The following is a 14,035-nucleotide window of genomic DNA, read 5'->3' on the forward strand; positions in this document are numbered from 1 at the left end:
TGCTTTGGAAAGCTGTAAATGACCCGTAAGGATTCGAGTTGAATCCTTACTACTGCTGTTGCTGTTCCTGCTGCCAGCGTCGTTGTTGCAAACGCTCACCTTCAACTTCACGTTTGTTTAAGGCGCGTTCATACAACTTGGTACCACGTAATTCAGGTGGCAAATATTCTTGCAGAACAAAATGCTCTGGATAGTTATGCGGATACAGATAATCGACCCCATAGCCTTGTTGCTTCATCAACTTGGTCGGGGCATTGCGTAAGTGTAATGGCACAGGCAGATTTGCCGTTTTCTCAGCCAGCTCCAGCGCTTTATTAATCGCGAGGTAGGTGCTATTACTTTTCGGACTGGTGGCCAGATACACGGCACATTGACCCAAAATAATCCGTGCTTCAGGCATGCCTACCGCCTGCACTGAACGGAAGCATTCTCCCGCCAGCAATAAGGCATTCGGGTTGGAATTGCCAATATCTTCTGAGGCGGCAATCAACATCCGACGTGCAATAAAGACCGGATCTTCACCACCTTTTAACATGCGTGCCATCCAGTATAGCGTTGCATCTGGATCACTGCCGCGAATCGATTTGATAAAGGCCGAAACCAGATCATAATGCTGCTCACCCGATTTGTCATAGCGTGCAATATTTTGCTGCGCCACTTTGACCACAATCGCATTGGTCACGATATTTTCGACATCAGGCTCAAAAGTACTGGCAATCAGATCAATCAGATTAAGTGCCTTACGTGCGTCACCCGCAGCGAATTGCACCAACGCATCGTATTCTTCGATCTGAATAAAACGCTCTTTTAAAAACTTATCGTTTTGAATCGCCTTATTAAGTAGCGTTTGAATTGCTTCAGCACTCAAATTGTTTAAGGTATAAACCTGACAGCGCGACAACAGCGCGCTGTTGACTTCAAAGGATGGATTCTCGGTGGTTGCGCCAATCAGCGTGATTTTGCCTTTCTCTACCGCATTCAGCAGCGCATCTTGTTGCGATTTATTGAAGCGATGGATTTCATCAATAAAGACCACTGGGGTTAACAGATCACCACTCTCCGCAATCACCTCACGCAGCTCTTTTACCCCCGTATTTAACGCAGACAAGCTGATAAAAGGACGATCCACCGCTTGAGCCAATAACAATGCGATCGTGGTCTTGCCTACCCCTGGTGGGCCCCAGAAGATGATTGAAGGCAAATGCCCCTGATCAATCATCTGGCGTAAAGGAGCATGTTCACCCAGCAAATGATCTTGTCCGATAATTTCGGACAAGTCACGTGGACGTAAACGTTCAGGTAAAGGAATATGCGTATCTGACATCATCACTGGCTTTATGATCTTTTACCCTAGTCTATTGTGTCTGACCCAAATCTACAATTTGAATCTGCAATCGCTGCGACATTCTATTGCGCAGTATTGGTTTGAAGCAGCTGTTGTACAACCGTATAACTGGCCTGAATCCGTGCTTCATTCGGAAAGTTGGTATTGGCCAACATCACAATTCCAATTTTTTGTTCTGGAATAAATGCAGCATAGGCGCCAAAACCGTTACTTGAACCTGTTTTATTAAAATAGGTGGCGGCTGGGGCAATCTTTGGCCGTTTAATTGCAATTGCTGGATGGCTTGCTAACGCCATTTTGCTTGAATTACCCTGCAATAACGTCTCTAGCTTAACAGGATAAGCATATTGCTCCCAACCCAAACCTTGCGTCATGGCACCCACTTTAAAATAACCGACATGTGTATTTTCAATCGCTTTGCGTAACGGCTGTTTCAAGTGTTGTGGATTGATTTGTACATCCAGAAATCTCAGCATATCGGCACTGCTACTTTTCACACCATACGCTTCCGCATCCAACATTCCCGGTGAAACACGCAGGGCTTGATCGGCTTTATATCCCCATGCATATTGTGGCATCTGTTGTTCAGGCACCTGTATAAAACTTTGGGTCAAACCGAGCTGCGGAAACAGTGTTTTTTCAAGCAGCTCTGCATAGGGTTTTTTCATTGCCCGCGCCGTGACATAGCCCATCAAACCAATACTTGGATTGGAATATTGGCGAGCAGCGCCTATGCCGGTTTTTGGTTTCCAGCTTTGGAAATACTGAATCATATCCTGCTGTTGAACCACCTGATCGGGAAACTGCAATGGAAAACCACCTGCAGTATAGGTCCCAAGATTCAACAGGGTGGCACGATCCACGGCAGTATTTTTCAGTTCAGGAAAATACTTGGCAGGGTGATCAGACAAAGACAACTGCCCTTGTGCTTGGGCATAACTTGCCAAAGTAGCATTAAAGGTCTTACTCACTGAACCCAGTTCAAATAAGGTATTGTTGCTGACAGCTTGCTGGCTTTGTTTAGAGGCCAGCCCATAATTGATAAAATAATGTTGCCCATTCAGGGTCACAGCAACCGCCATACCAGGGATGTTATACTGTGCCAACAAAGGCTTAAATTGCTGATCCACGATGGCTTTTACCTGTTGCTCATTCAACGGGTGTGCCCATAACATTGAGCTAGCACACACCAAGCCCGTCATGAACAACAGCTGTTTCGAGGTCTTAGAGATATCATTCAAGTTCATCATTTTCCATTCACTATCCATTCACTTTTATTTTGCACTCAACTTGAGTAGTCTGGCTTCAGGGCCATCCTCGATTACCCAGATCGAACCATCCTGTGCCTGTTGTAATCCTCGAATGCGCTGTTGCATCTCAAGTCGTTGTACCTCTTGCACAGGTCGAGATTTTAGATCGACAACCACAATTGCCTTAGAGGAGAGACCGCCAATGAGCGCCTTATGTTGCCATAAAGGAAACTGCTGACCTGAATAAATGATCAAACTGGAAGGTGAAATCACTGGCGTCCAATCAATTTCAGGGGCTTTAAACTCAGGACGAGTATTATGATCAGGAATCGGTAAACCCGAATAATGATCACCATTCGAAACTTTTGGATAGCCATAATTGGCCCCTTTCAGAATCAGATTCAGCTCGTCACCGCCTTTGGGACCCATTTCAACCACCCACAGCTGTCCTTGTTCATCAAATGCCATACCGAGCGGATTACGGTGACCCAGTGACCAGATTTCCGCAGTGACCCCACCTTGTGCAGCAAAAGGATTACCCTCAGCAGCGGTTCCATCCTCATTTAAACGTAGAATTTTGCCCAAATTACTTTTTAAATCTTGGGCGGGATCAAATTTTTGCCGCTCGCCCGAACTGACCCACAGTTTGCCATCAGCACCAAATAACATTCGATGTCCATAATGTCCCTGTCCAGAAACCTTCGGTACTTGCTGCCAGATTGCTTTTAAATCCGTAAGTTTCGGTTGCTGAGGATTGGATAAGTCCAATCTTGCAGTTGAGATCATCGCCCCATACCCTGCTTGTCCTTGAGTGGCGTAACTCAAATAAAGCCGATGATTGTTGCGAAAATCAGGATGCAGGACCACATCCCCCAAGCCCCCCTGGCCACCGTAGCTAACCTTAGGTACACCTGAAACATTCAGACTGGTTTTGGTTTTTGGATCAAAGAGTTTTAATTGTCCCTTGCGCTCAGTAATGAGTAAACGCTGATCGGGCAAAATTGCAATTGCCCAAGGCTCATTTAAGCCAGTGACGGATTCAAGTTGATAGGTCTGCTTGAGTGTCTGGGGTGAGCTTTGCTGAGCGGTATTATTTTCAGACGGTTTTGAATTGGTATTGTTTGGACCACAGGCCAACAAAAATAAAAAGCTACTACAGAGCAAAGGTGTCATTAACAGTTTATTCATTGCTTCTCTCCCTCTTTATAAAATTTATCTTAGGGAGTTTAATCAATAAAAATACTGTAAAAGTGTTGTGTTTATGATCAGCACGACTTATCCATTGCCTGCAAAAATCAACGTATCCACCGGACGATGTAGTCTTCAATCTGCTCCTCATCAACCTCCACTTCTGAAATACAACGCCCAGCTGCAGATTTTTTGGCCTTAATCACACTTTGACGCGAGCCCGTATTGAGATAATGCCATGAGGGTAGATTCTTACCTTCACTTAAACGGCGATAAGCACAACTCGGCGGTAACCATGAGATCGTTGCAAGACGCTCTGGGGTCAACTGGATACAATCAGGAACCTGTTGCTGGCGATTGGCATAATCCGAGCAACGCGCCGTTTTACAGTCGAGTAACTTGCAAGACACTTTGGTATAAGCCACCTCTGCCGTTTCCTCATCCTCAAGCTTGACTAAGCAACATAAACCACAGCCATCGCACAATGCTTCCCATTCAGCATTGCTCAGCTGATCAAGTGAATATTGTTTCCAGAAATTAGGACGTAGTTCGATGGACATACCAGTTGTTTCAATTTTTAAATGAGTTTTTGATTATAGCATTCATCGAGGAGCTGCTTGCCCAATCTGTCTTAATTGCTTGAACATCTCTTTAAGAATTGAACATTTAAACCACATAAACACCACATTTTGTGCAAAAAACACGCGCTATAGTAAAAAAATAACGAAAAAATAGGAGGACACGACATGTTTCGTTGGGCCATTATTTTTGCTGTAATCGCACTCATTGCTAGCTTATTAGGCTTTGGTGGCGTGGCAGGTTTATCTAAAGATTTTGCCGTTATTTTACTGGTGGTTGCCGTGATTTTAGCAATCGTCGGTTTCTTATCCAGAGGCAAAGTCTAGAGGCTGAATAGCACTCAAGAAGAAAAAGAAGAATCTCCGCATTCTTCTTTTTTTATGTCTAAACCCTCCCAATGACAGCAACACTTTTACGGTGATGATGTCATCAATTTTTCTTTTTTATGCTTTAATCAATACATTTTAAAAATACAGATCAGGATTATAGAATGAGCTTCCCGATTAACACACGTGAAATCGAATATACCGCACCAGATGGTCAACGTCTCATTGGCTATTTTGCAGTCCCTGCAATTGATCAACCTGTTGCAGGTGTGATTGTTGCACCTGAATGGTGGGGCCGTAATGAATATACCGAACAACGTGCTCGTGAGCTTGCAGCGCATGGTTTTGCTGCCCTCGCGATTGATATGTATGGTGACAAGAAAGTAACGACCGCTGTTCCACAAGCATCCGAATGGATGAATCAGACTTTTGAGCATGCAGATACCATCGTTGATCGCGCTCAAGCAGGCTTAGCGGCTTTAGCGGCTCAACCAGAGGTCAAAGCAGATCAACTCGCAGCAGTTGGGTTTTGCTATGGCGGCAAAGTGGTGCTCGATTTAGCGCGTGCGGGGGCAGACATCAAAGCCGTTGCCACCTTCCATGCCATCTTAAGTCCAAAAGCCCCTGCTGAAAAAGGCAAAGTCAAAGCCGAGATTTTAGTTCTACATGGCGAACTCGACAGCATGGTTACCTTGGACAATGTCGCAAGCTTCCGTGAGGAAATGCATCATGCCGCAGTGGATCATGAAGTCATTATTTTTGAAGATGCCAAACATGGTTTTAGCAATCCACTCGCAGATGAACGTGCCAAAGCCAATAATGTTGACTTAGGCTATAACGCAGAAGCAGAGCGTCAAAGTCTTGAAGCGATGTATGAGCTGTTAGATAAACATTTAAAGTGATTTAAAAAACTATCTCTAAGAACCCAATCAGGACGGAATTGAGAAAAAATATAGTTTGTTTAAATCCTAGACAACGTCTACTTGTGCAAGGCGACATGGATGTCGCCTGTTTGGCTGCCTTGCTCTGCTTTCAATTGGGCAGTGCAAACTTAACGGAGTCTTGCCAAGTTCTCATCGAATTTCACACTATGTCTTTGACGACCTGCATCTCGTTGATGTTCCAATAGAATTTTAACGCCTAAAAAAACCTATTTCGGCTATACTACGCCTCTGCTTTTTACTGTCCTGATTCATGCCTGATTTCTCATTTTCTGATGCACTGCTTACATGGTTCGACCAACATGGTCGTCACGACCTCCCGTGGCAAGTGGCCGATGATCCCTACAAAGTATGGGTCTCAGAAATCATGCTGCAACAGACGCAAGTCAAAACCGTATTACAGTATTTTGATCGTTTTATTGAACGCTTCCCAACCGTCGAAACCTTAGGTCAAGCCAGTTGGGATGATGTCGCGCCCTATTGGGCAGGTCTCGGTTACTACGCCCGTGCACGCAATCTGCACAAAGCAGCAGGCATTGTTAGCCAACAAGGTCACTTCCCTGAAACGCTAGAGCAATGGATCGAATTACCGGGCATTGGACGTTCCACGGCTGGGGCGCTCATGTCACTGGGCTTGCGCCAGTATGGTGTGATTATGGATGGCAACGTGAAACGTGTATTGGCTCGTTTTCTTGCCATCGAGGATGATCTATCGAAGCCCCAACATGAACGGGCACTCTGGCAAATTGCGGAAGATCTCTGCCCAAAAGAGCGCAATCATGATTATACCCAAGCAATTATGGACTTGGGTGCAACGGTATGCACCCCGAAAAAGCCACTATGTTTATATTGTCCCATGCAGCAACATTGTCAGGCCTATCAACAAGGTTTAGAACAGGAACTTCCATTCAAGAAAGCCAAGAAACCTGTTCCTGTGAAAACGGCGAATGTCCTCCTGATCCAGTCAGGTAATGAATGGTTGTGGCAGCAACGCGAAGCACAGGGTCTCTGGGGTGGCTTGTATTGCCTACCGATTATTGAGCAGGCAACCGAATTACAACAGATCGAACAGCACTTTAAACTCCAAGCTCAAGTATCATCTTTGCAGATTAGCCATAGCTTCACCCACTTTACTTGGTTACTGCATGAGAAACTGTTCCACGTGGAACACGATCAAAAAGAACAACTCAGTATCGAATTAAATGGCATATGGCTGAGTCCAGAAACCGCGATTGCCAAAGGCATTCCCACAGCCATGAAAAAATTGATGACAGCAAAACAGCAGGCCTGATGCCCGAAACGCTGTCATTCAAACGCAAGGAGTTTGTGTGCGTCATTCGATATCCTATACGGTTCTTGGTGTGTTGATCGTTTTAATTTCAGCATGTACCACGGCCCCAAAAAAACCAACACCTTTGCCAAATGAACAGGTGAATAAACTCAAAATGATGCGTTTAGACAGCCGCCTGCCTGTGCCAGTTAAAGGTGTAAGTCGAAACGAATTACGCGACACTTGGGGCGCTGCCCGCAGTCAAGGCCGTAGTCATGAAGGCATAGATATCATGGCAGCACGTGGTACGAAAGTGTATAGTGCAACCGAAGGCTTAGTTGCTGATTTACGTAATAATAATTTAGGTGGCAAAGTCATCTGGATCATGGGACCCTCAGGATCTTGGCACTATTATGCACATCTGGACGGGCATAAACGTGGTCTCAATGTCGGAGATTATGTCCGCAAAGGTGATCTGATCGGTTATGTGGGAAATACAGGTAATGCCCGCTATACCGCTCCGCATTTACATTACGGTATTTATTTAAATGGCAAAGGGCGTGGTGCAGTCAACCCATACCCGTATTTACGTTAGGAAGCTACAATGTCAGAAGCATTGATTGAACGTCTGGTTGAATTTGCAGAGTCTGGAAATCAGCAAAAGATCATCATCAATGGTACCAGCTATCAGGGTTGGATCATGGAAATTACTGAAGATGCCTTGCTGATCAGTACCGGTTTTGCCGATAAATCAGGTAAAGACTTTTGGCTTAAATTTGCTGATTTAAACAGCGCAGAATTGTATTATTGGGATACTCGCCCAAATGAATGGGTGATATTCAAACTCTAATTCACTCTGTTCTAATAACAACAAGGAGCATCAAATATGACAACTCAACGCTGTGGCTGGTGCTCCGATGATCCTCTCTATATGGCTTACCATGATCAAGAATGGGGCAAGCCACAACATGATGAAACACACCTATTTGAGATGCTCTGTCTGGAAGGGCAACAAGCGGGTTTATCATGGATCACGGTGTTGAAAAAACGTGAACATTACCGTAAACATTTCTTTCAACATCCGATTGCCGAAGTTGCAGCACTCACCGATGATCAACTCGAACTCAAACTCAGCGATGCCGGTTTAATCCGTCATCTCGGGAAACTCAAAGCCATTCGGGATAATGCCATTGCTTGGCTGAAACTCAAAGATGACGTTGACGATGTTCCTGCTTGGCTATGGAGTTTTGTCGATCATCAAACCCCAAATAATGATGTGGTCAATTATCGTGATGCGCCTGCCCAGACCGAGATCAGCCAGAAATTATCCAAAACCTTAAAAAAACGTGGCTTTAAATTTGTAGGTCCCACCACCTGCTACGCCTTTATGCAAGCGGTCGGCATGGTCAATGACCATGAAAATAGTTGTCAGTTTAAATAACCAATCTTCATCGATTTTCCTTGAATGGGAGTTGTCATGAGTCAAAATCAAGTTCGAGCTTATGCTGCAATGCAGGCAGGTGAGCCACTGGTACCCTACCAATTTGACGCGGGTGAGTTAGCAGCCCATCAGGTTGAAGTCAAAGTCGAATATTGCGGACTGTGTCATTCTGATCTTTCCGTCATCAATAATGAATGGCAATCCTCGGTTTACCCTGCTGTTGCAGGTCATGAGATCATTGGTACCATCATTGCACTGGGGTCAGAAGCCAAGGGGCTTAAGCTCGGTCAACGCGTCGGTATTGGCTGGACTGCAGAAACCTGCCAAGCTTGCGATCCGTGTATCGGTGGCAATCAGGTGCTCTGTACGGGCGGAAAGATCTCGACCATTGTGGGTCATGCTGGTGGCTTTGCCGATAAAGTCCGTGCAGGCTGGCAGTGGGTCATTCCCCTACCTGAGGACTTAGATCCTGAAAGTGCAGGTCCACTGCTGTGTGGTGGTATTACGGTCTTTGATCCTTTGCTCAAACATAAAATTCAAGCCACGCATCATGTCGGCGTGATCGGTATTGGTGGTCTCGGTCATATTGCGATTAAATTGCTGAAAGCATGGGGCTGTGAAATTACCGCCTTTAGTTCGAGTCCAGACAAAACTGAAGAACTCAAAGCCATGGGCGCTGATCATGTGGTGAATAGTCGCGATGCACAAGCCATCAAGGCACAACGTGGCAAATTTGATTTATTACTCAGCACTGTCAATGTGACCTTGAACTGGCAAGCCTATCTGAATACCCTTGCACCAAAAGGTCGTCTCCATTTCCTTGGTGTAACTTTAGAACCGATCCCTGTTTCCGTGGGTGCAATCATGGGCGGCGCTAAATCTGTCACCTCATCACCAACGGGCTCACCGTTAGCACTGCGCCAACTTTTACAGTTTGCGGCACGAAAAAACATTGCCCCACAAATTGAGTTGTTCCCAATGTCACAACTGAATGCAGCCATTGAACGACTCCATTCAGGGCAAGCCCGTTATCGTATCGTGCTCAAAGCCGATTTCGATTAATTCAGCTGATTTCGTTATGGTCCGTCAATGCACCAATCGCTTGACGGATATTAGCCCAATCTTTTATTCAGTTCCGCCCCAGAGATATTCTCTGCAAAACAGTTAAAACGGCCTGTTTCCGCAATCGAGCTGGCTGCCTGAATAAAACTGTTCCATGCCGTCCGCGCCAATGCACTCCCGACACTGATTCGTCGAACGCCTAAGGATGCCAGTGTTTGCACACTCAGTTCACTGTCCCAAGCGATCAGAACATTGACGGGCTTGGGGGCCACAGCTTGCACCACCGCAACAATCTGTTCAGCTGTTTTGATACCAGGCGCATAAAGACAATCTGCACCCGCAGCAGCATAGGCTTTCAGTCGCGTAAGGGTATCCTCTAGATCAGGAACACCAACAAAGAAGTTTTCAGCGCGTCCGATCAGCATCACATCTTCACCACTTGCATCAATCGCTTGACGTGCGGCAGCTATCCGCGCAACCGCATCCTCAAGCTCTCGTAAGGGTTGTTCCATATTGCCGGTCGAGTCTTCAATCGAAATACCCGCAACACCCGTTGCGATTGCCATGTTGACGCTTTCAAACACGCCCTCAATGGTCTCGGCAAAACCACTTTCAAAATCTGCATTTACCGGCAGGTCGGTTGATTGAACCAGAGTGCGCAGATGAGTCAGTACCTCTGCGCGTGACAACTGCCCATCGGTCTTGCCACACGACCAAGCATAACCCGCACTGCTTGTTGCCAAGGCGTGATAACCGAGTTGCTGCAACATTTTTGCACTGCCCGCATCCCATGGATTAGGCAACACAAAACAGCCTGTCTGATGCAGGTCACGAAATATTTTTCTTTTCTCAGCAATTGTAGGTTGCATTGTTTTTATCCCTCTTTCATTCTGATGGTCGACTGGACCTTAATGCTCTAATGAACTCAAACTGGCCCGTGTCCACTGCGCTAACTTTTGAATGGCATGACGGATTTCTGCCGTTAATGCATGGCCTGCATTTAATCGAATAAAATGCTGATAACGACGGTCTTCGCCAAACACCTCGCCAGGTACAATATTGATCCCCTGTGCTTGCGCCATATAATAGAGCTCCAAACCCGTAGTACTTTCTGGTAGTTGCATCCATAAGGCATAGCCACCTTGTGACTGGCTCAGCGCAATCGGAATACCGTGGAAGCACTCTAGAATATAGGCTCGATACTGTTCCACCTGCTGCATCAACTTGGGTCTTAAGCGATCCAGATGCTCCCGATAACCACGACTGTAAATAAAATCTGCCAAGCCCAACTGTAGTGGTGTATTCACACCGACATTATTGGCCAAAAGCTGAGGACGTAAATGCTGTAACTGTCGCCCTAAACAGAACCATCCTACTCGATAGGCTGTTGATAATGATTTAGAGACCGAACCACACCAGATGACATAGCCTTCCTGATCCCAATAACGCACTGGCAAAGGCCGTTCTTTTTGGAAGCTACATTCGCCATAAATATCATCCTCCAAAATAAAGCATTGATATTTCTGTGCCAGTCGCGCGATCTGCTGTTTCTGTTCATTGCTGAGACAGTAGCCCAATGGGTTCTGGAAATTGGCGGTAAGCAAACACAGCTTGGCACTGCCCTGCTGCATAAAAAACTCTAAACGTTCCAGATCAATACCACGATGATCGGCAGGAATTTCGATAATGTTGCGCTTCAGGCTGGCCAACATTTGCAACTGACCATTAAAGGTCGGAGTTGGAAGCAAAATACTGTCGCCTTCTTGACTGATCTGTTGAATCAACAGCGATAAAGCGGGCATACAGCCATTGCTAATAAAAATATCTTCTGTCGCCACATAAATCCCATCTTCACGCCAATGATCGGACAAAGCTTGGCGCAGATGTTGATGTCCCTGTTTATTACAATATAAAAAATCTTCAGGTTGGCAGTGTTTGAGGGCACGTTGCAGAGAACGACGTAGACCATCCACAGGAATCAAATGAGGAGACAATTGAATTGCCCCCAAAGGCGTTAAATTGTGTTGAATTGAAGCGGTCTGAATCTGATTTTGCAAATCTAAATTTGAAACCCGCCGAGCTTTGGATTCAAACTGCGGGCTATCAGGAACAGCACTTTGATATTGTCTCGAATTAACGAAATAGCCTGATTTGGCTTTTACATAGATCAGTCCCTTGGCTTCTAGCAGTTCATAGCATTGCTGGGCAGTACTCAAACTAATGCTTTGCTGACGTGCAAATTCCCTTAAAGAACTTAACTTTTGTTGGGGCTGTAATTCATGCTGGTAAATTTTATGCGCCAGCTGTTCTGCTAAACGTTGATATTGGAAAGTCATCTCTGTACTGCTTTTTTATAAATTTCTGTATCTGTATTGGTTTATACAACACCGTTAAGCTATAAAAATCAACAGCCAAAGGATAAGATTATGAAAAATAATATTTTATTTATATTAAGTGCCATTTTATTTACAGGCTGCCATTTCACCGAACAAGCCACCTATCAGCAACAACAAGTGTGTAAATCACTCTCACAGGGCTATCTGCAAATTCAGAACCAACCGACCTATGAATTATGGAAAATGGAACAAGCTACAGCCCCAGCACACGCTCAGATCATCAAACTCACCTATAAAAAGCCCAATGAAAATGGCATAATGCTCTCAAGCACATTTCTGCCAACGGTCGAACTTGAATGTAAGCTACAGCAGCAACATATTGTGGTGTCAGTGATCCAAAAAGCAGGACCGTCAATTCCGGTGCTGAATGTACAACTGCAAAATGAAGCTATTGGCAAACCGAGAAGCCCTGACTTAGTTGCTCAGTCAAAAACTCAATAAATAAACGGACCCGTTTCGGCAAGTGCTCTTGCTGATAATACACCGCATGGATGCTTTGATAAGAATGTTCAATCTGGTCCTCAAACAATGCCTCAAGGCGCCCTTGTTTAATGTCCTGCCAAATCTCAAATTCAGACAGTCGGGCAATCCCCTGCCCACGTAAACAGAGTTGTCGCACGGTTTCACCGCTTGAGGCTCTGACTTTGGGTTGTGCCTGAAAATATTCACCCTCAATTTTAATCGGCCAAGTGTTGATATAAGTCGGACGGGTAAAACCTATCAGATCATGTTCAGGCAATGCCTGAGGCTGTAAAGGCCTCCCCTTACGCTTTAGATATTCAGGACTGGCAACGATATAAATCCGGCTTTTACACACCAATTTGGCGTGCAGGCTGGAATCATGTAATTCACCAAAACGAAACGCCACATCGGTTTTATGTTCCAGCAGATCAATCACCAAATCATTGCTATTCAGCTCGACCTCAATATTGGGATAGCACTGCCGAAACTTGTGTACCAATGGCGTAATCACATGCAGAATAAACGGTGTGGCTGAGTCAATCCGAATCACCCCCGAAGTATCTTGATCTGATTTTTGTAATGCTTCTTCGGCCGCATTCAGATCACTGAGAATTTTACGGGCATGTTGTAGAAACTGCTGACCCTCTTGGGTAAGTTTTAATTTGCGCGTGGTGCGCTCCAGCAAGGTCACTTCGAGCTTGGATTCTAAACGACTGAGTGAACGACTCAGCCCCGATGCGGTCTGTCCCAATCGTTCAGCTGCAGCAATAAATGAGCCTGTATCGACAATGGTCATAAAAGCAAGTAGTTCTTCTACCGTAGACTTCATTGCCACCCTCTCAATTATTGATATTTAGTCAACTGTATTTTGCAAATTCCTCTATTTTTTAGCAACAATAATCATCGCAAAATAACAGCCATCCACAAAACAGCTCTTTAGAGCATGAAAAAAGATTAGGTGAAAAATATGCGTATCCCTCAATTCGGTTTAGGTACTTTCCGTCTTAAAGATCAAGTAGTGATTGATTCAGTTAAAACGGCACTAGATGTGGGTTACCGTGCCATTGATACTGCACAGGTTTATGAAAACGAAGCTGCGGTTGGCCAAGCCATTGCTGAAAGTGGCGTCGCTCGTCAAGATATGTTCCTCACCACAAAAATCTGGGTCGATAACTTTGCTGAAGACAAATTCATTCCCAGCTTAAAAGACAGCTTACAAAAACTTCGTACCGATGCTGTTGATCTCACCTTGATCCACTGGCCTGCGCCACAACTCGGTGTGTCTATTCCTAGTGTGATGCAGTTGCTATTAGAAGCGAAACAACAAGGTTTGACCAAACAAATTGGTATCTCGAATTTCAATATTGCTTTGACTCAGCAAGCGATTGACAGCATTGGTGTAGAACACATTGCCACCAACCAAATTGAGTTAAGCCCGTATTTACAAAACCGCACCTTGGTCAATTTTTTAGGTGAACAAAATATTGATGTGACCTCATATATGACACTGGCCTATGGCAAAGTACTACATGATCCAACCTTATCGGAGATTGCAGCACAACATCAGGCAACCACCGCACAAGTGGCATTGGCTTGGGCCTTACAAAACGGTTTTGCTGTGATTCCATCATCCACAAAACGCGAAAACCTGATCAGCAACTTAAAAGCACAAGACTTAATTTTAAGTGCAGAGGAAATGCAGCTGATCGCTCAACTGGAACGTAATGGTCGAGAAGTGAGTCCTGAACCTTTTGCACCTGAATGGGACCAATAAC

At 45.1% G+C, this 14,035-nt stretch carries 16 protein-coding genes; 9 read left to right on the plus strand and 7 right to left on the minus strand.

The features are described 5' to 3' along the window. Positions 1 to 49 precede the first annotated feature (49 nt). The 4 genes from Aba26S_RS03910 to Aba26S_RS03925 all read right to left on the minus strand — a co-directional run bounded on the left by Aba26S_RS03910 (position 50) and on the right by Aba26S_RS03925 (position 4,343). Positions 50 to 1,324, minus strand: a complete 1,275-nt coding sequence (locus Aba26S_RS03910) for a replication-associated recombination protein A (RefSeq protein ID WP_016651268.1) — start codon at positions 1,322 to 1,324, stop codon at positions 50 to 52. An 83-nt stretch (positions 1,325 to 1,407) separates the two neighbouring features. After that, entirely contained in the window at positions 1,408 to 2,547 is a 1,140-nt protein-coding gene (gene ampC / locus Aba26S_RS03915; RefSeq protein ID WP_370538953.1) for a class C beta-lactamase, read from the minus strand. 72 nt (positions 2,548 to 2,619) lie between these two features. Continuing rightward, on the minus strand, positions 2,620 to 3,783 hold the full coding sequence (locus Aba26S_RS03920) for a PQQ-dependent sugar dehydrogenase (protein WP_016651266.1): 1,164 nt from the start codon (positions 3,781 to 3,783) through the stop codon (positions 2,620 to 2,622). A 107-nt stretch (positions 3,784 to 3,890) separates the two neighbouring features. After that, positions 3,891 to 4,343: a YcgN family cysteine cluster protein gene (locus tag Aba26S_RS03925; RefSeq protein WP_005270140.1), complete on the minus strand. Its 453-nt coding sequence runs from the start codon at positions 4,341 to 4,343 to the stop codon at positions 3,891 to 3,893. A 186-nt stretch (positions 4,344 to 4,529) separates the two neighbouring features. On the opposite strand from Aba26S_RS03925, the gene Aba26S_RS03930 reads away from it, so the two are divergent. The 7 genes from Aba26S_RS03930 to Aba26S_RS03960 all read left to right on the plus strand — a co-directional run bounded on the left by Aba26S_RS03930 (position 4,530) and on the right by Aba26S_RS03960 (position 9,402). Continuing rightward, the gene (locus Aba26S_RS03930) at positions 4,530 to 4,688 is read left to right on the plus strand and encodes a DUF1328 domain-containing protein (protein WP_004656956.1); all 159 of its coding nucleotides are present in this window, start codon (positions 4,530 to 4,532) and stop codon (positions 4,686 to 4,688) included. A gap of 164 nt (positions 4,689 to 4,852) precedes the next feature. After that, on the plus strand, positions 4,853 to 5,590 hold the full coding sequence (locus Aba26S_RS03935; RefSeq protein ID WP_016651265.1) for a dienelactone hydrolase family protein: 738 nt from the start codon (positions 4,853 to 4,855) through the stop codon (positions 5,588 to 5,590). Positions 5,591 to 5,882: 292 nt separating this feature from the next. Beyond that, on the plus strand, positions 5,883 to 6,920 hold the full coding sequence (gene mutY, locus Aba26S_RS03940) for an A/G-specific adenine glycosylase (protein WP_005270136.1): 1,038 nt from the start codon (positions 5,883 to 5,885) through the stop codon (positions 6,918 to 6,920). Between the two features lie 37 nt (positions 6,921 to 6,957). Beyond that, complete coding sequence (locus Aba26S_RS03945; RefSeq protein ID WP_016651264.1) at positions 6,958 to 7,494, plus strand: M23 family metallopeptidase; 537 nt, start codon at positions 6,958 to 6,960, stop codon at positions 7,492 to 7,494. Between the two features lie 9 nt (positions 7,495 to 7,503). Beyond that, a complete protein-coding gene (locus Aba26S_RS03950; protein WP_005270132.1) occupies positions 7,504 to 7,749 on the plus strand; it encodes a hypothetical protein in 246 nt (81 codons plus the stop codon). Positions 7,750 to 7,785: 36 nt separating this feature from the next. Next, positions 7,786 to 8,340, plus strand: a complete 555-nt coding sequence (locus Aba26S_RS03955) for a DNA-3-methyladenine glycosylase I (RefSeq protein WP_016651263.1) — start codon at positions 7,786 to 7,788, stop codon at positions 8,338 to 8,340. Between the two features lie 36 nt (positions 8,341 to 8,376). Continuing rightward, positions 8,377 to 9,402, plus strand: a complete 1,026-nt coding sequence (locus Aba26S_RS03960) for an NAD(P)-dependent alcohol dehydrogenase (protein WP_005270129.1) — start codon at positions 8,377 to 8,379, stop codon at positions 9,400 to 9,402. A 50-nt stretch (positions 9,403 to 9,452) separates the two neighbouring features. On the opposite strand, the gene Aba26S_RS03965 is transcribed toward Aba26S_RS03960, so the two are convergent. Together Aba26S_RS03965 and Aba26S_RS03970 are read right to left on the minus strand one after the other, a co-directional pair. After that, positions 9,453 to 10,271, minus strand: a complete 819-nt coding sequence (locus Aba26S_RS03965; protein ID WP_016651262.1) for an oxaloacetate decarboxylase — start codon at positions 10,269 to 10,271, stop codon at positions 9,453 to 9,455. Positions 10,272 to 10,310: 39 nt separating this feature from the next. Then, positions 10,311 to 11,738 (minus strand): PLP-dependent aminotransferase family protein, encoded by a 1,428-nt coding sequence (locus tag Aba26S_RS03970; protein ID WP_016651261.1) that lies wholly within the window; start codon positions 11,736 to 11,738, stop codon positions 10,311 to 10,313. 90 nt (positions 11,739 to 11,828) lie between these two features. Here Aba26S_RS03970 and Aba26S_RS03975 point away from each other — a divergent pair, with 90 nt between their 5' ends. Further along, positions 11,829 to 12,239 (plus strand): hypothetical protein, encoded by a 411-nt coding sequence (locus tag Aba26S_RS03975; RefSeq protein ID WP_043970080.1) that lies wholly within the window; start codon positions 11,829 to 11,831, stop codon positions 12,237 to 12,239. On the opposite strand, the gene Aba26S_RS03980 is transcribed toward Aba26S_RS03975, so the two are convergent. Then, a complete protein-coding gene (locus tag Aba26S_RS03980) occupies positions 12,187 to 13,089 on the minus strand; it encodes a LysR family transcriptional regulator (RefSeq protein WP_043970082.1) in 903 nt (300 codons plus the stop codon). The two genes, Aba26S_RS03975 and Aba26S_RS03980, sit on opposite strands and share 53 nt — an antisense overlap. 138 nt (positions 13,090 to 13,227) lie before the next feature. Here Aba26S_RS03980 and dkgB point away from each other — a divergent pair, with 138 nt between their 5' ends. Beyond that, positions 13,228 to 14,034: a 2,5-didehydrogluconate reductase DkgB gene (gene dkgB / locus Aba26S_RS03985; RefSeq protein WP_043970084.1), complete on the plus strand. Its 807-nt coding sequence runs from the start codon at positions 13,228 to 13,230 to the stop codon at positions 14,032 to 14,034. Position 14,035 lies beyond the last annotated feature (1 nt).

The sequence above is a fragment of the Acinetobacter sp. NBRC 110496 genome (assembly GCF_000876115.1).
Taxonomy (GTDB): Bacteria; Pseudomonadota; Gammaproteobacteria; order Pseudomonadales; family Moraxellaceae; genus Acinetobacter.

Excerpts from the sequence above, each read along its gene's own strand:
- Aba26S_RS03910 (WP_016651268.1), bottom strand. The coding sequence starts at position 1,324 with ATGTCAGATACGCATATTCCTTTACCTGAACGTTTACGTCCACGTGAC.
- ampC (WP_370538953.1), bottom strand. The coding sequence starts at position 2,547 with ATGACGGGCTTGGTGTGTGCTAGCTCAATGTTATGGGCACACCCGTTG.
- Aba26S_RS03920 (WP_016651266.1), bottom strand. The coding sequence starts at position 3,783 with ATGAATAAACTGTTAATGACACCTTTGCTCTGTAGTAGCTTTTTATTT.
- Aba26S_RS03925 (WP_005270140.1), bottom strand. The coding sequence starts at position 4,343 with ATGTCCATCGAACTACGTCCTAATTTCTGGAAACAATATTCACTTGAT.
- Aba26S_RS03930 (WP_004656956.1), top strand. The coding sequence starts at position 4,530 with ATGTTTCGTTGGGCCATTATTTTTGCTGTAATCGCACTCATTGCTAGC.
- Aba26S_RS03935 (WP_016651265.1), top strand. The coding sequence starts at position 4,853 with ATGAGCTTCCCGATTAACACACGTGAAATCGAATATACCGCACCAGAT.
- mutY (WP_005270136.1), top strand. The coding sequence starts at position 5,883 with ATGCCTGATTTCTCATTTTCTGATGCACTGCTTACATGGTTCGACCAA.
- Aba26S_RS03950 (WP_005270132.1), top strand. The coding sequence starts at position 7,504 with ATGTCAGAAGCATTGATTGAACGTCTGGTTGAATTTGCAGAGTCTGGA.
- Aba26S_RS03955 (WP_016651263.1), top strand. The coding sequence starts at position 7,786 with ATGACAACTCAACGCTGTGGCTGGTGCTCCGATGATCCTCTCTATATG.
- Aba26S_RS03960 (WP_005270129.1), top strand. The coding sequence starts at position 8,377 with ATGAGTCAAAATCAAGTTCGAGCTTATGCTGCAATGCAGGCAGGTGAG.
- Aba26S_RS03965 (WP_016651262.1), bottom strand. The coding sequence starts at position 10,271 with ATGCAACCTACAATTGCTGAGAAAAGAAAAATATTTCGTGACCTGCAT.
- Aba26S_RS03970 (WP_016651261.1), bottom strand. The coding sequence starts at position 11,738 with ATGACTTTCCAATATCAACGTTTAGCAGAACAGCTGGCGCATAAAATT.
- Aba26S_RS03975 (WP_043970080.1), top strand. The coding sequence starts at position 11,829 with ATGAAAAATAATATTTTATTTATATTAAGTGCCATTTTATTTACAGGC.
- Aba26S_RS03980 (WP_043970082.1), bottom strand. The coding sequence starts at position 13,089 with ATGAAGTCTACGGTAGAAGAACTACTTGCTTTTATGACCATTGTCGAT.
- dkgB (WP_043970084.1), top strand. The coding sequence starts at position 13,228 with ATGCGTATCCCTCAATTCGGTTTAGGTACTTTCCGTCTTAAAGATCAA.